Source organism: Alphaproteobacteria bacterium (assembly GCA_040905865.1).
In the GTDB taxonomy this organism is placed as follows: Bacteria; Pseudomonadota; Alphaproteobacteria; order UBA8366.
The window spans coordinates 91,061-110,284 of sequence record JBBDQU010000045.1 but is presented as its reverse complement, the minus strand read 5'-3'; the positions used below and the strand labels follow the sequence as shown (position 1 = coordinate 110,284).

The following is a 19,224-nucleotide window of genomic DNA, read 5'->3' as shown; positions in this document are numbered from 1 at the left end:
CGGCGTAAAAACACAATATCATCAGCCGAACCGCTACTTCACCGGACGGGTACCGCGCGCTGGCGATGGCCGGGAAAGCGCCAGCCGGGCCGCAACAAATGTTGCTATTTTGTTCTATATGTGCTACCGTAGCGACCCCCGATGCGCCGGAGGAGGAGCACAGGATGCCGAAACGCCGCCCGCCTCGTATTTTCCTTGCCGCGATCCTTGCCGCCGCATGGCTGCCCGGCCCGGCGGCGCTGGCGTATTGTTTCCCGCCGTCGCATTACGGGCACGCGCCGGTCGCGCCGACGCATCTGGCGCAGCCGAAACCGCCCGACTGCCTGTCGGGGGGCGGTTACATCCGCAAGCATGACTGCGCCCGGTGGGAATACAACAGCTATGTCAACGCCATGAACACCTATATCCGGCAGGTTTCGGCGTACGCGGATGCCGCGCGGGGTTTCGCCGCCCGGGCCGCCGCCTTTGCCGACGCCGCCGCCGACTACGCCGATTGCGCCACAAGGGACGCCCGGCGCGAGATCGACTGAAACCGGCCGGATGCAAGGGAAAGCCGACAAAAGCCAATGAAAGCCAACAAATGACGATCTTTTGCGGCATCGATTGAGCAACCGGATAGATCGCTGACAGATATTCGGTCCAATCTGTCCGCTTTCTATCCGGTCTGTACCCCGATAGCCCCCTCACCCTGCCCTCTCCCCCTCCGGGGGCGAGGGTTCCAAAAAGGAAGATGGCGAAAGCAACCTGCGCCCCCTCTCTGCCCCCTCGGGGCGGAGAGGGTCGGGGTGAGGTGGGGCGGCGGAGCCGTCCGCCCGATGTGCCGAAAAAGCCAAGGAAAGCCGACCAATGCCTATAAAAGCCAATCCTGCGGCATGTTTTTCGCCGCCGGCCCGGCGCGGTTGTCCGGGGGGCGCGGCGCGGCTAGATTGGCGGGGACTGGATGAAACCTGAGGGAAACGCCGCCATGTTCACCACCCGCCCGGAAATCCTCGGCACCTTCGGTGTCGTCTCCTCGACCCACTGGATCGCCTCCGCCGCCGGGATGGCGATGCTGGAGGCGGGCGGCAACGCGTTCGACGCCGCCGTCGCGACCGGCATGACGATCCAGATCTGCGAACCGCACCTGAACGGGGCCGGCGGCGACATGCCGGTGCTGATCCACCGGGCCGACCGGAACGAGACCATGGTCGTCTGCGGCCAGGGCGTCGCCCCGGCGGGCGCGACCGTCGAACACTACCGGGGGCTGGGGCTGGACCTGGTGCCGGGCACCGGGCTGCTGGCCACGGTCGTGCCGGGCACCTTCGACGCCTGGATGCTGATCCTGCGCGACCACGGCACGATGACGCTGGAGGAGGTCTTCGCCCCCGCCATCGGCTACGCAATTAACGGCGCGCCGATGGTGGCGCGGGTCGGGCAGACGATTGCAACCGTGCGCGAACTGTTCGAGAACGAATGGCCGACCTCCGCCGCCGTCTACCTGCCGAACGGCGCGCCGCCCGCGCCCGGCAGCCTGCTGGGCAATCCGCAGCTGGCGAAGACCTGGCAGCGGATCATCGCCGAGGCGAACGCCGCCGGCGGCGGCCGCGAAGACCGGATCGAGGCGGCGCGCCGCGCCTGGGCCGAAGGCTTCGTGGCCGAGGCGGTGGACGGGTTCTGCCGCAATAACGCCGTCATGGATGTCAGCGGCGAGCGCCATTACGGCGTGCTGACCGGCGACGACATGGCGAAATGGCGCGCCACCTACGAGGCGCCGCTGAGTTACGATTACGGCGATTTCACCGTGATGAAGACCGGCCCCTGGGGGCAGGGCCCGGCGATGCTGCAACAGCTGGCGCTGCTGGAAGGCTACGGCATTTCGGCGATGGACCCGACCGGGCCGGATTTCGTGCATCTGGTGGTGGAAGCCGTGAAGCTGGCCTATGCGGACCGCGAGGCCTTCTACGGCGATCCGAACTTCGTCGACGTGCCGATGGAGACGCTGCTGTCGAAAGCCTATAACGACGAACGGCGCAAGCTGATCGACATGGATTCCGCCTCGCTCGGCTTCCATCCGGGCACGGTCGAAGGCTACGGCGGCGCGGTCGATTACGATTTCCACGTCCGCGCGGCGCAGGCCAATCGCGGCGGCGCGGGCATCGGCGAACCCACCGTCGGAAAACAGGGGCTGGTCGCGGGCGACACCTGCCATATCGACGTGATCGACAGGCACGGCAACATGGTCGCGGCGATGCCGAGCGGCGGCTGGCTGCAATCCTCCCCCATCATCCCCGAACTGGGCCTGTGCCTGAACAGCCGGGCGCAGATGTTCTGGCTGGAGGAGGACCGCCCCGCGACGCTGAACCCGGGCAAGCGGCCACGCACCACGCTGTCGCCCTCCATGGCGCTGCGCGACGGCAGGCCCTACATGGCCTTCGGCACGCCGGGCGGCGACCAGCAGGACCAGTGGCAGGGCAGTTTCTTCCTGCGCCACGCGCATTTCGGCATGAACCTGCAGGAAGCCATCGACGCGCCGAGCTGGCACAGCGAGCATTTCCCCAGTTCCTTCTATCCGCGCGGCGCGCAGCCGGGCAAGCTGGTGGTGGAAGGCCGCTTCCCGCAATCCACCATCGACGAGTTGCGGCGGCGCGGGCACAGGGTCGATGTCGGCGAGGACTGGTCGGAAGGGCGGCTCTGCGCGGCGGCGCAACTGGACGGGATGCTCAAGGCGGCCGCCAACCCGCGCGGCATGCAGGGCTACGCGGTCGGGCGGTAGTACTGGAAGCGTTCAGCGCTGGCGCAGCAGGATTTCGGCGATGGCGTGATCCGCCTGCTTGCGCAGCACCAGATGGGCCCGTTCGCGGGTCGGCAGGATGTTCTCGCGCAGGTTCACCTGGTTGACCTCGCGCCAGATCTGCAGCGCCACCCGGCGGGCGTCGTCCGGGGACAGGTCCGCGTAGTGGTGGAAATAGGATTTCGGCTGCTGGAAGGCGAGATGCTGCAACAGCAGGAAGCGTTCGACATACCAGCTTTCGATCGCCGATTCCTCGGCGTCCAGGTAGATGGAGAAGTCGAAGAAATCGGACAGGATGACCGCCGGGCTGCGCGATCCGGAACCGCCGGGATGGCCGGCCTGGAGCACGTTCAGCCCCTCGAAGATGAGGATATCCGGGCGGTCGATCGCCAATTTCTCGCCCGGCACGATGTCGTAGGTCTCGTGGGAATAGACCGGCGCGGCGGCGGTATCCTCGCCCGCCTTCACCCGCGCCAGGAACTCGACCATGGTGCGCATGTCGTAGCTTTCGGGGAAGCCCTTGCGCTGCATCAGCCCGCGTTCCCGCAGCCAGGCGTTCGGCCGCAGGAAGCCGTCGGTCGTCACCAGGTCGACGCGCGGGTGGTCCGGCCAGCGCGACAGCATCGCCCGCAGCATCCGGGACAGGGTGCTCTTGCCGACCGCGACGCTGCCGCCGATGGCGATCACATAGGGCGGCGGGCTGACGAAACGGCCCAGGAACTCGTCCTTGACCGAGCCCAGCTGCCTGGCCGCCCGCACATGCAGGTTCAGCAGGCGCGACAGCGGCAGGTAGATATCCACCGCCTCGGGCACGGACAGCACATCGCCCAGCCCGCGCAGCGCCGTCAGTTCGGATTCGGACAGGGTCAGCGGCGTGTTGAACCGCAGCGCCGCCCATTCCGCGCGGCTGAACCTGTTGTATTTCGGGATATCCATCCGCCCTGCCTGACTGTTTCGCCGCCACACAGATATTCGAGCAACGCCGCCCTGTCCATGGGCAAGCCCCGCGCCCCCATCGTCGGCGGACCCGCGATATTGCCAACAACCGGCCCGCGCCATAAGCTTGCCGTATTCGCAACCATGAATTCGAGGATCGACCATGGCCCATACAGCCGAACTGGACCCGCCCGCAATCCTGCCCGGCATGACCCCGGAAATGGCGCCCGGCCCCGTCGGCGGACCCGGCGCATGGCGCGGATCGGACCTGCGCCGGCGGCCGGAAGAATGGACTTACCAGCTGTCCGCCGCCGAAATCGCCGAACTGGACGACGCCATGCGGCAGTCGCGCGGACGCGACATCATCGATATCGGCAAGGGCGACTTTCCGCTGCCGACGCTGGGCCCGGTGTTCGACGACATGCGCCGGGAACTGCTGCACGGCCGCGGCTTCTTCCTCCTGCGCGGCATTCCCGTGCGCGACTACACGATGGAGGAATCGGCCCGGGTCTACTGGGGGCTGGGCGCGCATTTCGGCACGCCGCGCTCGCAGAACGGCAAGGGGCACCTGCTCGGCCATGTCTGCGACCTGGGCGCGCGCTATGACGCGATGAAGAAGCCGGCCACCAGCCGCATCTACCAGACCCGCATCCGCCAGCGCTTCCACACCGATTCCACCGATTTCGTCAGCCTGCTCTGCCTGCAGAAATCGAAATCCGGCGGCGGCAGCTCGATTTGCAGCTCCGTCGCGGTGCATGACGAAATGTACCGGCGCGACCGGGACCTGCTGGCCGAAATGTACCGCCCCTTCTGGCGCGACCGGCGCGGCGAGGTGCCGCCAGGCCGCAGGGATTACTACCCGATGGCGGCGTTCCACTTCCATGCGGGGCTGTTGTCCGCGATCTACGCCCGCGACTATATGGAATCCTGCTCGCGCTTTCCGGAACTGCCGGCAATGACGGACCGGCAGGTCGCGGCGCTGGACCTGTTCGACAGCCTGGTCGAAAGCGACGAGTTCCGGCTCGACATGGCCTTCGAGCCCGGCGATGTGCAGATGCTGCACAACCACCAGATCCTGCATGCGCGCGAGGATTTCGAGGACTGGCCGGAGGTCGAACGCAAGCGCCACCTGCTGCGGCTGTGGCTCTGCCCGCCGGACGGCCGCCCCCTGCCCGACAGTTTCGAGGAACGCTACCTGAAGCTGGATATCGGCGACCGGGGCGGCATCATTGGCGGCGACAGCAAGCTGAACGTGCCGCTGGACCCGGTCTGATACGGCCGTTCGGGCCGCGGTTCGGGAGGGCCGCCCTATGGACGCGGATTACATCGTTATCGGCGCCGGTTCGGCCGGCTGCACCGTCGCCGCGCGGCTGAGCGAGGACAGCGGCAGGCGCGTCGTGCTGCTGGAGGCCGGGCCGCGCGACACCAACCCGATGATCCACATCCCGGCAGGCGGGCGCTCCCTGCTGCGCCACCCGGTGATCAACTGGAACTACGGCAGCGTGCCGGAGGACGGCAGCGGCGGACGCAGCATCTACTGGCCGCGCGGCAAGGTGCTGGGCGGTTCCAGTTCCATCAACGGCATGGTCTATGTGCGCGGCAATGCGGCGGATTTCGACGGCTGGGCGCAGAGGGGCTGCCGGGGCTGGTCCTATGAGGACGTCCTGCCCTTCTTCCGCAAGTCGGAAACCTATCATGGCGCGGGCGACGATGAATACCGGGGGCGCGGCGGACCGCTGCAGGTGCAGGATTACCGCACCATCCTGCCCCTGACCCATAAATTCGTCGCGGCGGCGCAGCAGGCGGGCTTCCCGCTGAACCCGGATTACAACGGCGCGAAACAGGATGGCGTCGCCTATGCCCAGATGACCCATAAGGGCCGGATGCGCGGCTCGACGGCGGCGACCTATCTGGCGGCGGCGAAGAAGCGGCCCAACCTGAGGATCGAGACGGAAGCGGTGGCGACGAAGCTGTTGTTCGAGGGCACGAAATGCATTGGCGTCGCCTTCCGCCAGAACGGGCAGGCGCGGGAATTGCGCGCCGGTCGCGAGGTGCTGCTGTGCAGCGGGGCGGTGAATTCGCCGCATCTGCTGCAGCTTTCCGGTATCGGCCCGGCGGACCACCTGCGGTCGCTCGGCATTCCGGTGGTGCTGGATTCGCCGGGCGTCGGGGGAAATCTGTCCGACCACTACATCACCCGCATCCAGCATCGGGTGAAGGGTGAGGTCTCGCTGAACCAGCTGGCGCGCTTTCCGCGCTACCTGCCGCATGTGCTGCGCTGGATCGTGAAGGGCGACGGGGCGCTGACCTTCAGCGCAATCACCGCGCATGTCTTCACCCGCAGCCGCGAGGGGCTGGACGTGCCCGACCTGCAGTTCCTGTTCTCGCCCGGCAGCTACACGGCGGTCAGCGGCGTGCTGGAAGACGAGCCCGGCATGTCCGTGAACGTCTGCCCGGCGCGGCCGGACAGCCGGGGGACGATCATGGCGGAAAGCGCGGATCCGCTTGCCCCGCCAGCGATCCGGCCCAACTATCTGTCGGCGGAAAGCGACGTGCAGGTGATGCTGTCCGGCGTGCGGCAGACCCGCCGCATACTCGCCGCCCCGGCGATCGCGGCGGTCAGCAGCGGCGAAACCCAGCCCGCCTCCCCCATCGAAACCGTGCAGGACATGCGCCGCGTGGCGCAGGCCATCGGCACCACGATCTATCACCCGGTCGGCACCTGCAGGATGGGCGAGGATCCCCTGGCCGTCACCGACCCGCGCCTGCGGGTGCGCGGCGTGCAGGGGCTGCGCGTCATCGACGCCTCGATCATGCCGGTACTGACGACGGGCAACACCAACGCGCCGACGATCATGATCGGGGAGAAGGGCGCGGCAATGGTGCGGGAGGATGCGGCGGCATAGACCCTGTTACGGTTTGCGCGTCATGTATGCCCGCCCATAGCCGAGCGCCGCGACGCCGAGGCAGATTATGCCGACGACAGCCGCCGGCCGCAGCCCGGTCGAGAACATCAGGTTGGCTTCCAGCACGCGCAGCATCGGCGCATCGACCTTGATCGCGTAGTAGACCGCCTCGCCCAGCGCCGTCACGGCGACAGCGCCGACCGTCAACACCGCCGGCATCCAGATGCGGCCCGCCACGCCGCGCCAGTTGGCGACCCGCCACATCATCAGCCAGGCGAACAGCCCGGCCATGATCCAGGGTTCGTTCACATTCGCCTTGGTCTGCATGAAGAAATGGATCACCGACAGCAGCGCCGCGAGGTAGACGAGGCGGTGCAGGTTGCGCCAGCGGCGGCCGCCGAGGCGACGGGTCATGGCGTCGGTGGAGGTCGCGGCCAGCGCGGCGAGGATCAGCAGCGCGACGAAACCGATGGTCAGGTAGATGCGGACCACGATCTCCACCGCCACCTTGGCGAGGTCCCAGGCCTCGTCCGCCGCATACAGCACCAGATGCGCCGCGACATAGGCGAAGGCGGCGACGCCGATCATGCGGCGCAGCTGCGCCACGCGCGGCCAGCGCAGCAGGCTCCGCGCCGGGGTGACGGCGAGCGAGAGCAGGATTAGCCGCAGCGCCCAGTTACCGATCCGGTGCACCGCTTCGTTCAATGGTCGGGGGCCGAGTTCGCCGGCGATGAAATCGGCGGAAACCAGCGCCGCCGGGACACAAAGCAGCACCAGCACGGCCAGCTTCAGCCATGAGAACCGCCCGGCGGCGTCGCACCACGGCATGGCGCGCCACCTGGCGGGCGCGGATGCGGCGGATCGGGCGTTCATTGGCGACTGTTCGGGACGTGGTCATGCATGGCGCGAGAGTAGCATGACGCGGCATCCATCCAACTGGACAAACCCGGCGCGAGGTGGACAATGCGGCGCCAATCCGCTCCCCCATGAAGGAATGCCCCGTGTCCGATACTCCCCTGCTGTTCACCCCGCTGACCCTGCGCGGCGTCACCCTGCCGAACCGTGTCGTCGTCTCGCCGCTCTGCATGTATTCCTGCGCCGGCGACGGCATGGCGAATGACTGGCATTTCGCCCATCTGAGCACGTTTGCGCGCGGCAAGGCCGGGCTGGTCTTCTGCGAGGCCACGGCGGTCACGCCGGAAGGGCGGATCACGCCGCAATGCCTGGGCATCTGGAACGACGCGCAGGCCGAAGCCCTGAAGCCGGTCACAAGGTTCATCGAATCCATGGGCTGCGTGCCGGGCATGCAGATCGCCCATGCGGGGCGCAAGGCCTCGCATATGCGGCCGTCGAAGGGGGCCGCGCCGCTGACCGACGCCGACGCCGCCACCGGCAATGCGCCCTGGCCGACCGTGGCGCCCTCCGCCGAGGCGGTGACGCCGAACGCCCCGGCGCCGCATGCGCTGACCTCCGGGGAAATCGCCGCACTGGTGCAGGCCTTCGCCGATGCCGCGAAGCGCGCCCTTGCCGCGGGGTTCAGGGTGCTGGAAATCCACGGCGCGCATGGCTATCTGATCCAGAGCTTCCTGTCGCCGCTGGGCAACCATCGCAATGACGGTTATGGCGGCGATATCCAGGGCCGCATGCGGTTCGCGCTGGAGGTCACCGAGGCGGTTCGCGCGGCCTGGCCGGCCGAATTGCCGCTGTTTTTCCGCATTTCCGCCGTGGACGGGTCGGATGACGGCTGGTCGCTGGACGACTCGGTCGTGCTGGCGCGCGAACTGGCGGCGCGCGGCGTCGATGTAGTCGACTGTTCCGCCAGCGGCATCAAGGGCGCCCCGGCCTTCCGCACCCCCGTCAGCGGCGGCGGCGAGCGTCCGCCCGGCTTTCAGGTCCCCTATGCGGAGCGGGTGAAGCACGAGTCCGGTGTGAAGACCATGGCCGTCGGCGTCATCTACGACCCGCATCAGGCCGAAGCCATCCTGCAGGAGGACCGCGCCGACCTCGTCGCGCTGGGCCGGGAGATCATGTACAACCCGTTCTGGCCGCTGCACGCCGCCGAGGCGCTGGACGCCGATCCGAAACATGAAATGTGGCCGGAACAGTATGGCTGGGCGGTCAAGCGCCGCTCGCAGATCCTGGGATTCAAGGGGCTCCGCGCGGCGGAATAGGCATCGGCATTTCTCGTAAATCCCGCGGGGCTTGCTTCGATCCGCGCGGGATTTACCTTATCGCTTCAAACCGGCCAGCACCGCCTGCCAGGCCGGCCAGCCGACGAACCGGCCGGCCATCAGCGCATACCCGCCCGAACCGGGATGCAGCCCGTCGGTCGTGCGCAGGCTGGCCTCCCAGCCCGGATCGGTACGGAGCGGCGTGAACAGGTCGAGATACTCGATTCCTTCCGCCCTGGCCCGCGCCGCATAGGCGTCGTTGTGACGGGCGATGGCGTCGTTGGCGAAGCGGTAGCTCAGCCCCTTGAAGGGTGACAGCGGCATCATCGACTCGATCACCGGCGTCGGCCCGACCCAGAGCGCGGGGCCGAAGCGGCCGGCGGCCAGGATCATCCCGATGATCAGGTCGGTCGACCGTTCGAGTTCGACCCGCGCGCCATCGCGTTGCGCGCTTTTTTCATGCGCGCTGTCGTTGATGCCGACGGCGAAGACGGTGGCGCGTTTGAACGGTTCGGGCAGGCGCGCATCGCATTCCGCTTCCCAGCGGGCGGCGACGAGTTCCGAGGTATCGGCGCGAACGCCAAGGTTATAGGGCACGACGTCATAACCGCTCACCCGCGCCGCCTGCGCCACGCGGATCGGCCAGCCGAGCAGGGTTTCATCGCCCGTGCCATGGGTGATGCTGTCGCCGATGAAGCCGACGCGGATCTGCGGTAGGATTGCTGCCATCTGCCTGTTTCCCTAAACCGTCGCTTTTTCGCGGGTCATGACACAGCCTTCGTATCCTTTGGCCGCCACATCGTCGCAGATGGCCTTGTAGCGTTCATAGCCGCCGACATAGGGCATGAAGACGCGGGGCTTGCCGGGAATATTCGCGCCGACATACCAGGAATTGGCCTTCGGATAGAGGGTCGAATCCGCGACCTCGTTGACATGCTGCACCCAGTTATCCTCGGCTTCCTTCGTCGCCTCGAAACGCGCGACGCCCTTTTCCCGCAACCGTCGCAAACAGTCCACGATCCAGTCGGTATGCTGTTCGATGGCGACGATCATGTTCGCCTTCACCGACGGGCTGCCCGGCCCGGTAATGACGAACATGTTCGGGAAGCCCGCGACCATGAGGCCCAGATAGGTGCGCGGTCCGGCTTCCCACTTGTCCTGTATCGTCAGCCCGGCCGTGGTGCGCAGGTCGATTTCCTTCATCGCGCCGGTTATCGCGTCGAAACCGGTGGCGAAGACGATGGCGTCGAATTCATATTCGGATTCGGTCGTGCGCAGCCCGGTCGGGGTGATCTCCTCGATCAGCATTTTGCGCGCATTCACCAGCGTGACATTGTCGCGGTTATAGGTTTCGAAATAGCCGGTATCGAGCACCAGCCGCTTGGTGCCCATCGGATGGTCGTTGGGGCACAGCAGTTCGGCGGTTTCGGCATCCTCGACAATGGCGCGGATCTTGTTGCGAACGAAATCCGCGGCGGTGTCGTTGGCTTCCTGGTTCGTCAGCAGGTCGGTATAGGTATAGAGAAAGCTGATGCTGCCGCCTTCCCGCCATTTCGCCTCATAGGCCGCGTTGCGGTCGGCCTCGGAGACCTCCAGCGCGGATTGCGTCGGCGGCGGGAAACCGCCGATACCGAAAGGCGTATGCTGGGCCGCTTCGCGCCGCGCCGGATAATCCGCCTTGTGGGTCGATTCCCGTTCCGGGTCCATCGGCGCGTTGCCGGCGGGCAGGATGAAATTCGCCGTGCGCTGGAAGACATGCAGATGCTTCGCCTGCCGGGCGATGATCGGGATCATCTGCACACCGGACGATCCGGTGCCGATGACGGCGACACGCTTGCCCGTGAAGTCCACCCCTTCGGCCGGCCACAATCCGCTGTGATACCACTGGCCCCGGAAGCTTTCGATGCCCTTGAAATCGGGCACGCGCGGCGTCGACAGGTTACCGCTGGCCATGATGCAGTAGCGCGCGGTCACCGTGTCACCGCGATCCGTTTCCACGGTCCAGAGGTTGCTCTCCTCGTCAAAGACAGCCGTCGTCACGCGGGTATTGAGCTGGATATCGCGGCGCAGGTCGAACCGGTCGGCGACATGGTTGATATATTCCAGGATTTCCGGCTGGTTGCCGTAGCGTTCCGGCCAGTGCCATTCCTGCTGCAGGTCATCGGAGAACGCATAGGAATATTCCAGGCTTTCCACATCGCAGCGCGCGCCGGGATACTTGTTCCAGAACCAGGTGCCGCCGACGCCGCTGCCCGTCTCATAGGCCCGGGCGGTCATCCCCAGCCCGCGCAGGCGGTGCAGCGTGTACAGCCCCGCCAGCCCCGCGCCGACGATGACCACATCGAAATCAGGGTCGTGGGCGGCGCCGGTCGCGCGGGAATCGTTATGGGTATCGGGCATATGTACCTCTCATTCTCGAAGGCGAAGACGATCCGGAATTCGCATTACGGCAGCACGTCACGGCGGATTCGTCAATCCGGCGGCGGCGGCCCCGCGCATTTCCGCCATTGCGAAGCCGGACCGAAGGAACTGCGCCGCCTGTGGCGAGGATGCCGCCAATCCGCTATTGTCAGGCCGGGGACAGTTGCAGGACAACGATAAAATCGCCAACACGGACGAATGGAGACCACAGATGAATCGCGCCACCCTGAAAACATTGCTTGCCGGCGTTGTGCTGGCCGCATTCGCCCTGTCAGCGGTAACACCGGGTTTTGCCGATAACAAGAACCACAACCCGCCAGGCCACTCCAAGCACCGGGACAAGGACGGCGGCCGTGGTTATGCCAAGGCTCATGGCGGACCGCCGCACTGGGCCCCGGCCTGGGGCTATCGCGGCAAGGAAAAACTGAAATACAAGCGCGGCGCCCGGTATTACGAGGTCGAACCGGCTTCACTGATCCAGATCGGGAATAACGGCTTCGGCACGTGCAATCGCGACGTGATCGGCGCGCTTCTGGGCGGCGCCGCCGGCGCGGCCGCCGGGTCGCAATTCGGCAAGGGCGACGGCCGCATCTTCACGACAGTCGGCGGCGCGATCATCGGCGCCCTGATCGGCGGCAGCCTGGGCCAGGCGATGGATCAGACCGACCAGAACTGCATCGGGCAGGTTCTGGAGCGCGCGCCCAATGACAGCACCATCGCGTGGCGCGATCCCGACCGTGGTACCCAGTACCAGGTAACGCCCACGCGCACCTACCAGACGCCGTCCGGCGCCTATTGCCGGGAATACCAGACCCAGATCGTCATCGGCGGCAAGGTCGAGGACGCCTTCGGTACGGCGTGCCGCGAACCAGATGGCAGCTGGAAGAAGACCTGAACAATCGGCAACAGGGGAATGGAGCAGGCCATGCGATCCGCCAGCGCCCGGTTGCTGGGACTGCTGCTGGTCTTTTTTGCGCTGCCTCTTTCGGCGGCGACGCTCGAAACCGGCCGCTATCACGCGCTGGTCATCGGCAACAACGATTATCTGAAACTGCCAAAGCTGGAAACAGCCGTCGCGGATGCGGAAGCCGTCGCGGAGCTGCTGACGAAACGCTATGGCTTTGCTGTCCGGACGCTGCGCAACGCGACCCGCACCGATATCCTGCGCGCCCTGAACCAGTACCGCGCCGAACTGACCGAAGAGGACAACCTCCTGATCTACTACGCCGGGCACGGCTCGCTGGACCGTCAGACGAACACAGGATTCTGGCAGCCCGTCGATGCCGATACCGATGACGACCTGAACTGGATATCCAACAGCGACCTGACCCGCCGGCTGAACGCCATGACCGCGAACCATGTGATGGTGGTGGCCGACAGCTGCTATTCCGGCACGCTGGTTCGGGACGCCAGCACGCAACTGCCGACCGGGCAGGCACGCGATGCGTGGTTGCGGCGCATGGCGGATAAACGGTCCCGCACCGCCATCGTATCCGGCGGGCTGGAACCCGTGGCGGATTCCGGGCGCGGCGGTCATTCGGTCTTCGCCAATGCCTTCCTCACCGCGCTGGAAGAAAACGGCGACATCATGGAAGGCACCGCCCTGTTCCGGCAAATCAGCCGGCCCGTGGTGGTGAATGCCAACCAGACCCCGCAATATTCCGATATCAGGCAGGCCGGTCATGAAGGCGGCGAGTTCCTGTTTGTCCCGGTCGCGCTGCGCCCCGCACCCGAAGCCGCACCGGCAAAAGAAGCGCCGGACGCCGCGGCGCCGGTCGCGCCGAATATGGAACTGGCCTTCTGGCAGGCGATCCAGGGCAGCGACAGGACCGGTGACTACGAGGCCTATCTGCAGCAGTTCCCGGACGGCGCCTTCGCGCCGTTGGCGCGCACCCGGCTGGCGGCGCTGCGGCAGAACCGCGGCGACAGCCCGACGGAACTGGCCGGAAAATGGGTTTCCGAGGCGATCACCAGTCCCTTCGACAAAAATGACATATACCGCCTGCATTTCGATTTCCGGGTTGTCGGCAAACAGCTGCTGGGCAGCCTGACGCGCGCCTCCACCGAAGACAGCCCCCGCAAATACCCCGCCACGAAACGCAGCATCGTCGATGGCCGGACGGAAGGCGCAACGATCACGTTTCAGGAGGCCTTCCAGGTGCTGATGGGCTCCGAGACGCAGGACCACCGCCGCACCTTCACGGGGGAGGTTTCCGCCGGCGGCATCGCCTTCTTCCTGCAGGACACGTTGGGCAATGCCCCGATGGAATTCACCGCCACGCGTGAAAAGAATTGAGCCGTATCGCAGGCGACGCGTGGTAAAACATCGCGGCAACATGGCTGATGCGAGGGAGGAAACACGATGCTCGACCTGAAAAGCAAGAAAGTGAACGGGCCGGTCATCCGGCTGAACGGCAGCGACAACGTCGTCGTCGCGCGGCTGCCGATAGAGGAGGGCGTGTCGCTCGAAGGCTATAACATCGTCACCCGGAACAGGGTGCCGGCCGGTTACAAGGTTGCGGTCCACGATATTGCGAAGGGCGAAGCGGTCCTGAAATACAACACGACCATCGGCTTCGCGTCGGAGGATATCCCGGCCGGGACCATGGTCCACAACCATAACATCGCCTTCCAGGAATTCGACCGCGACTACGCCTACTCGCGCGATTTCAGGCCGCTGGAGTTGCTGCCCGAAAGCGAACGCGCCACCTTCCAGGGCTATATGCGCGCCGATGGCCGCGCCGGCACGCGCAACTTCATCGCCGTCGTTTCGACCGTCAACTGCTCCGCCACGGTCGTGCATGAAATCGCCGCCTATTTCACGAAGGAACGGCTGTCGGAATTCCCCAATGTCGACGGCGTCGCGGCGTTCAGCCATGCGCTGGGCTGCGGCATGGAAATGACCGGCGAGCCGATGGACCTGCTGCAGCGCACGCTGGCGGGCTACATCCAGCATCCCAATGTCCATTCGGCGCTGGTGGTCGGGCTGGGCTGCGAGCGCTGCCAGGTCGGCGGGCTGTTCAGCGCCCGGAAGCTGACCGAAGGTCCGCGCCTGCGCACCATGGTGATGCAGGAGGCCGGCGGCACGCGCAAATCCATCGAGCGCGGCATCGAAACCGTCAGGGAGATGCTGGTCGAGGCCAATAAATGCACCAGGGAAACCGTGCCGGCCAGCCATATCACGGTCGGGCTGCAATGCGGCGGTTCGGATGCGTTCTCGTCCATCACGGCCAATCCCGCGCTGGGCAACGCCATCGATATCCTGACCCGGCATGGCGGCACGGGGATCCTGTCCGAAACGCCGGAAATCTACGGGGTCGAACACACCCTGACAGCGCGCGCCGCGACGCCCGAGATCGGCATGAAACTGATCGAGCGCATCCGCTGGTGGAAGGACGTGTATTCGCCGGGCCGCGACGTGCAGATCAACGGCGTGGTCAGCCCGGGCAACCAGACCGGCGGGCTCGCCAATATCCTGGAAAAATCGCTGGGGTCGTCGATGAAGGGCGGCACCGGCCCGATGATGGCGGTCTATCACTACGCCGAACCGGTCACGACGAAAGGTTTCGTCTTCATGGATTCGCCGGGCTTCGACCCGGTTTCCGCCACGGGACAGATCGCCGGCGGCGCGAATCTCATTGCCTTCACGACCGGGCGCGGATCGTGCTTCGGCGCCAAGCCGGCCCCGTCGATCAAGCTGGCCACCAACACGCCGATGTACCTGCATATGGAAGAGGACATGGACATCAATTGCGGCGACATCCTGGAAGGCGACGCGACGCTGGAGGAGGTCGGCCAGCGCATCTTCGAGTATTTCCTCCATATCGCCTCTGGCGGCCAGACCAAGAGCGAGGTCCTGGACCTCGGCCGCCACGAATTCGTGCCCTGGCAGATCGGTATCGTCGGCTAGGTCAGCGAGGCGGATACGGCAAACACGGCGGAATTTCTGCCGGGTTATTGCAGCGCCGCCGCCGCCACAGTACCCTGCCCTCCAACACGCAACACAGGGACAGGGAGATTTATCATGTCAGCAGTCCACGTTCTGGCCGTTATTACGGCGAAGCCGGGCAAGCGCGAGGAAATCCTCACCGCTTTCAGGGCCAATGTACCCGCCGTGCATGCCGAGGACGGCTGTATCGAATACGGCGCAACCGTCGATGCGGAAGGCGTCGGCAGTTTCCAGACCCCCTTTGGCCCCGACACCTTTGTCGTCATCGAAAAATGGGCCAGCCTGGATCATTTGAAGGCCCATGCCGCCTCGCCGCATATGAAGGCCTATGGCGCGAAGACCAAGGACCTGATCGAAAGCCGTATCATTCACGTCATGTCGCCGACCTGATCGCCCCCCGTCGGGTGCGACACCGGCCTTGAGTCCGCTTTCTGGACTCCAGCCGGTCCGGTACGCCGGTGTAAAATTGAAAAAATCCGGTGTTCTCTGCTGGAGTTCTCGCCGCCATGTGGCATAAATGGCCCCTGCCGGGACCGTCGGATCGCAGTCCGTCGGGCGCCCGGTATTGTCAGAATGAGTTTCAAAGGTAGTGTGAGATGAAGAATTTTGAGCCTGATTTCGCCGACAGGCAGACGACGGCCGCGAAGGCCAAGCAGGCGCTGATCAGGAAGGCGAAGGCAAAGAATCCCGCGAACGACCCGGAATACGCCAAAAAGCAGGCGGAGCGGCGGGCGCTGAACATTTCGCGGGCGGCTGAGCAGCGAAACCGCGACACGGAACGCAAGGCCCGCATCGCCGAGCGCAACGCGGCCAAGCTGGCGGAAAAGACGGCCAAAGCCGAGGCGCTGGCCGCCGAGGAAGCGGCGCGGGTCGCGGCGCTGAAAGCCGAGCAGGACGCGATCGAAGCCGAAATCGCCGAGCGCGAACGCCAGGAGATCGAACTGGCGGCGAAGCAGAAAGCGGCCCGTGACGCCAGATATGCCGCGCGCAAGTCGCGCCAGCGATAGAAAGCCGGTCGCCGGCGCGTTTCGCCTCAGTAGACGAGCGCCTCATCCGCGTCGATAAGGGGCGTTACGCCATAGGGCGTATTGATCACGATCAGCCCGCTGCCGAACATGCCGACCCGTTCGCCGACGCCGTCGAAGCGAACCTCGCGGCGCTGGAAGTCGGGCAGCCCGGCGGCGCCGAGGTTGCGCGCCATGGCTTCGTGCAGCCCGGCGCTCAGCAGCGGGTACCAGAGCATGATGACCGCCTGCGGCCATTTCCGGTGCAGGGCAACAACGAAATCGGCGACCTGCGCGTATTCGGTCTTGATTTCAAAACTGGGATCGATGAGCACCAGTCCCCGGCGCGGGGTCGGCGGCGAAATCGCGAGGACGCCTTCATAGCCGTCTCGGCGGTGGATATGGACGTCCCTGCCATGCATCATGCGGCGCAGCGCGGCGTGTTCCCGCGGATGCAGTTCCATCAGATGGATCCGGTCATCGGGCCGCAGCAGTGTCCGCGCGATCAGGGGCGATCCCGGATAGAAGTTCGCGCCGTACCGCGCCCGCACCGTTTCCAGGGCGCGACGGTAGGGATGCTCCGCCGGGATTCGCCCGTCCGCCAGCAGGCGCAGGATGCCCCGCGCCGCCTCGCCGGTTTTCACCGCTTCGCCAGCCGTGAGGTCATAGAGACCCCGGCCGGCATGGGTTTCCAGATAGCTGAGCGGCCTGGGCTTTTCACAAAGCCGCGCCAGCACCACCGCAAGGGCGGCGTGCTTGTGCACATCGGCCAGCGACCCGGCGTGATAGGCATGCTGGTAGGACAGCACGGATCAGTGCCCGCGCGGCCGGGCGGCGGCATCGGAAATGACCGGCGCCGGATCGACGTCGCCATCGTCGCGTACGAGGCCGGCAAGCTGCAGCACCCCGATCAGACCGGGCACCGCATTACCCGCCTCCATCCGGCACACCGCGGAGTCCAGCGCCAGCACGGTCAAACCGGCCGCCAGGGCCACCTGCCGGATATAGTCGGGGCGATGCGAATAACGGCATTCGCGGCCCAGCACGAAATTATCCGCATCGGTCCGCTGCACGGAAAAGGCGAACAGCCCGTCGGGCAGCAACGCCGCACGAACCGCACCGAACAGCGGCGCGAGGTCGCCCATATAGACCAGCACGTCGGCGGCGACGACGATATCGAACCGCATGGTCCGCCGGGTCAGGGCGTGGATTGCCTCTGCCTCCCGCAGATCGTCGTAAACCGCCTTGCGGGCGGCCATGCCGATCATGCCCGGCGACAGATCGACGCCGGCCAGCCAGGCCGCACGATGGCGGAAGGCTTCTCCCGCCAGCCCCGTGCCGCAGCCCAGGTCGAGCACCCGCTCGCCGCCGGGCGGCGACGGCCGCACCCGGTCCACGGCATCGCGCAGCAGGAACGGCGCGCGGTATTCGAGCCCCGTCACCAGCGCCTCGTCGAACCGGTCGGCATACTGATCGAACAGCGTCCGGACATAGGGTTCCGGCAATACCGCCGGCACCGGCGCGCCGCCCAGCAGCGCGAGGCGGATTTCAGCGCCCAGAATATCGGTTTCGGCGAAACGCAGATAATTCGTGTAATGGGCGCAGGCCTCCTGATGGCGGCTCAGCGCCTCCAGCGCTTCCGCCAGCGCGAAATGCGCCTCGGCCCATTGCGGCGCCAGCGCCAGCGCTTCCCTGTATAGCGACACGGCGTCGCCAAGGTCGCCGCGGGCTTTCAGCATGTTGCCGTATTCCAGCCGGCGGTCGGCGCGTAAGTCATGGGCGTGCAAGGGCGGAACCTTCCGGTCAGTGTGAAAACCGGCGGATTGATACGCCAACCGGCCTGAATTACAATACGATTATTGTACCCGTGCGATGTATCGCCCTGATTTCGCGGATCGTCAGACATCCCCGGCGGGATGACACGGATTGGCCAATGACGCACAGAAGCCGCCGAAAGGCGCGAACAGGAGACCAGTATCATTTCCACGAATAATTGCCCCTGCGGCTCCGGAGAGCTGCTCGACGCCTGCTGTGGCCGGTATTTCGAGACCATGACGGCGCCAACGGCGGAATCCCTGATGCGGTCGCGCTACAGCGCGCATGTCCTCGGCAAGGGCCGGTATCTGGCGGAGACACTTTCTGCGAAGCAGCGCGCCGATTTCGACGTTGCCGAATTCGAGGCTGCATTCGGACAGGTCAAATGGCTGAACCTGGACGTTCGCGCAACGACAGGCGGCGGCGAAAATGACGATACCGGTACGGTCGAATTCATCGCCCGCTGCCGCGACAAGAGCGGCACGGGGATCCACCACGAGCTTTCCACATTTATCCGCGAAAACGGGCGCTGGGTTTTCGACGACTGCATCATGAATCCGAAGCCGGAAACCCGGCGCGTGGAGAAAATCGGCCGCAATGCCCCCTGCCCCTGCGGTTCGGGAAAAAAATACAAGAAGTGCTGCGGGGCCTGACAGGCCGGCCGGCTTCAATCCGGGGCGGGCCGGAAGAACATCACAGTGTCGAATGGCCGCCCATGATCTGGATCAATACGCGTGACCGGGTGAACGGAAACCGCGCGGCGGCTGATTACCCGGCCTGTTTTCGCCTGACTATCCTGCGCAGCCGACACAGACCGGCGTGGAAGGGTCAAAACGCAGACGTTTTTCGGCGATTTCCTCGCCACAGGTCAGGCAGTCGCCATATTCGCCGGATTCGAGCCGTTTCAGCGCCGATTCGATCCGCTGCAGTTCCAGTGCGCGCCGCCGGGCGGTTTCCAGCGCCATGGCCTGGTCCTGCATGGCATCCATGCGCGACAGACGGCCGACCCGGCTCTGGTCCAGTTCGACCGGCTGGCGCGACGCGCTGCTGGCGGCGGACAGACCCTGCAATGCCGCCCGCCGTTCAACGAGCAGCGCCCTGTATTCTTCGATTTGCGTGTCGGTCAGCATGGTTCATTCATGATACAGCACTGAAATAGCGCCGACAAACGTCACGGGGGCTTTGACCGGACGGCGCGGATGGGTGGATCAGATCGTGTCTGGTTGGAATCGCCTATGGCGACCCAACCAAC

At 65.8% G+C, this 19,224-nt stretch carries 18 protein-coding genes; 11 read left to right on the top strand and 7 right to left on the bottom strand.

Annotated features, from left to right (window positions below; translation table 11 throughout):
• Positions 1-164: 164 nt before the first annotated feature.
• Both WD767_09330 and WD767_09325 read left to right on the top strand, forming a co-directional pair.
• Positions 165-530, top strand: coding sequence for a hypothetical protein (locus WD767_09330; protein ID MEX2616286.1), 366 nt, complete (start codon positions 165-167; stop codon positions 528-530).
• 434 nt (positions 531-964) lie between these two features.
• Entirely contained in the window at positions 965-2,752 is a 1,788-nt protein-coding gene (locus WD767_09325; GenBank protein MEX2616285.1) for a gamma-glutamyltransferase family protein, read from the top strand.
• A 12-nt stretch (positions 2,753-2,764) separates the two neighbouring features.
• On the opposite strand, the gene coaA is transcribed toward WD767_09325, so the two are convergent.
• Entirely contained in the window at positions 2,765-3,706 is a 942-nt protein-coding gene (coaA, locus tag WD767_09320; GenBank protein ID MEX2616284.1) for a type I pantothenate kinase, read from the bottom strand.
• A 163-nt stretch (positions 3,707-3,869) separates the two neighbouring features.
• On the opposite strand from coaA, the gene WD767_09315 reads away from it, so the two are divergent.
• Positions 3,870-4,979, top strand: a complete 1,110-nt coding sequence (locus WD767_09315) for a TauD/TfdA family dioxygenase (GenBank protein ID MEX2616283.1) — start codon at positions 3,870-3,872, stop codon at positions 4,977-4,979.
• Positions 4,980-5,016: 37 nt separating this feature from the next.
• A complete protein-coding gene (locus tag WD767_09310) occupies positions 5,017-6,612 on the top strand; it encodes a GMC family oxidoreductase N-terminal domain-containing protein (GenBank protein ID MEX2616282.1) in 1,596 nt (531 codons plus the stop codon).
• A 6-nt stretch (positions 6,613-6,618) separates the two neighbouring features.
• Here the strand turns inward: WD767_09310 and WD767_09305 are convergent, their stop codons facing one another.
• Positions 6,619-7,440, bottom strand: a complete 822-nt coding sequence (locus tag WD767_09305; protein MEX2616281.1) for a protein-methionine-sulfoxide reductase heme-binding subunit MsrQ — start codon at positions 7,438-7,440, stop codon at positions 6,619-6,621.
• A 173-nt stretch (positions 7,441-7,613) separates the two neighbouring features.
• On the opposite strand from WD767_09305, the gene WD767_09300 reads away from it, so the two are divergent.
• Positions 7,614-8,783: an NADH:flavin oxidoreductase/NADH oxidase gene (locus WD767_09300; protein MEX2616280.1), complete on the top strand. Its 1,170-nt coding sequence runs from the start codon at positions 7,614-7,616 to the stop codon at positions 8,781-8,783.
• A gap of 57 nt (positions 8,784-8,840) precedes the next feature.
• Here WD767_09300 and WD767_09295 read toward each other — a convergent pair whose 3' ends face one another.
• Both WD767_09295 and WD767_09290 read right to left on the bottom strand, forming a co-directional pair.
• Positions 8,841-9,512, bottom strand: coding sequence for a GDSL-type esterase/lipase family protein (locus WD767_09295; GenBank protein ID MEX2616279.1), 672 nt, complete (start codon positions 9,510-9,512; stop codon positions 8,841-8,843).
• Between the two features lie 12 nt (positions 9,513-9,524).
• Entirely contained in the window at positions 9,525-11,183 is a 1,659-nt protein-coding gene (locus WD767_09290) for an NAD(P)/FAD-dependent oxidoreductase (protein MEX2616278.1), read from the bottom strand.
• Between the two features lie 232 nt (positions 11,184-11,415).
• On the opposite strand from WD767_09290, the gene WD767_09285 reads away from it, so the two are divergent.
• The 5 genes from WD767_09285 to WD767_09265 all read left to right on the top strand — a co-directional run bounded on the left by WD767_09285 (position 11,416) and on the right by WD767_09265 (position 16,160).
• Positions 11,416-12,099: an RT0821/Lpp0805 family surface protein gene (locus WD767_09285; GenBank protein MEX2616277.1), complete on the top strand. Its 684-nt coding sequence runs from the start codon at positions 11,416-11,418 to the stop codon at positions 12,097-12,099.
• 30 nt (positions 12,100-12,129) lie between these two features.
• Positions 12,130-13,500: a caspase family protein gene (locus WD767_09280; protein ID MEX2616276.1), complete on the top strand. Its 1,371-nt coding sequence runs from the start codon at positions 12,130-12,132 to the stop codon at positions 13,498-13,500.
• Between the two features lie 66 nt (positions 13,501-13,566).
• Positions 13,567-15,114 carry an altronate dehydratase family protein gene (locus tag WD767_09275; protein MEX2616275.1) on the top strand — a complete coding sequence of 516 codons (1,548 nt, stop codon included), beginning with the start codon at positions 13,567-13,569 and terminating at the stop codon, positions 15,112-15,114.
• 114 nt (positions 15,115-15,228) lie between these two features.
• Entirely contained in the window at positions 15,229-15,543 is a 315-nt protein-coding gene (locus WD767_09270) for a putative quinol monooxygenase (GenBank protein MEX2616274.1), read from the top strand.
• Between the two features lie 206 nt (positions 15,544-15,749).
• The gene (locus WD767_09265) at positions 15,750-16,160 is read left to right on the top strand and encodes a DUF6481 family protein (GenBank protein MEX2616273.1); all 411 of its coding nucleotides are present in this window, start codon (positions 15,750-15,752) and stop codon (positions 16,158-16,160) included.
• Positions 16,161-16,186: 26 nt separating this feature from the next.
• Here the strand turns inward: WD767_09265 and rlmJ are convergent, their stop codons facing one another.
• Together rlmJ and WD767_09255 are read right to left on the bottom strand one after the other, a co-directional pair.
• Positions 16,187-16,966: a 23S rRNA (adenine(2030)-N(6))-methyltransferase RlmJ gene (rlmJ, locus tag WD767_09260; protein ID MEX2616272.1), complete on the bottom strand. Its 780-nt coding sequence runs from the start codon at positions 16,964-16,966 to the stop codon at positions 16,187-16,189.
• Between the two features lie 3 nt (positions 16,967-16,969).
• On the bottom strand, positions 16,970-17,944 hold the full coding sequence (locus tag WD767_09255) for a methyltransferase domain-containing protein (GenBank protein ID MEX2616271.1): 975 nt from the start codon (positions 17,942-17,944) through the stop codon (positions 16,970-16,972).
• 189 nt (positions 17,945-18,133) lie between these two features.
• Here WD767_09255 and WD767_09250 point away from each other — a divergent pair, with 189 nt between their 5' ends.
• Complete coding sequence (locus WD767_09250) at positions 18,134-18,625, top strand: YchJ family protein (protein MEX2616270.1); 492 nt, start codon at positions 18,134-18,136, stop codon at positions 18,623-18,625.
• Positions 18,626-18,763: 138 nt separating this feature from the next.
• Here WD767_09250 and WD767_09245 read toward each other — a convergent pair whose 3' ends face one another.
• Complete coding sequence (locus WD767_09245; protein ID MEX2616269.1) at positions 18,764-19,102, bottom strand: TraR/DksA C4-type zinc finger protein; 339 nt, start codon at positions 19,100-19,102, stop codon at positions 18,764-18,766.
• Positions 19,103-19,224: the final 122 nt, after the last annotated feature.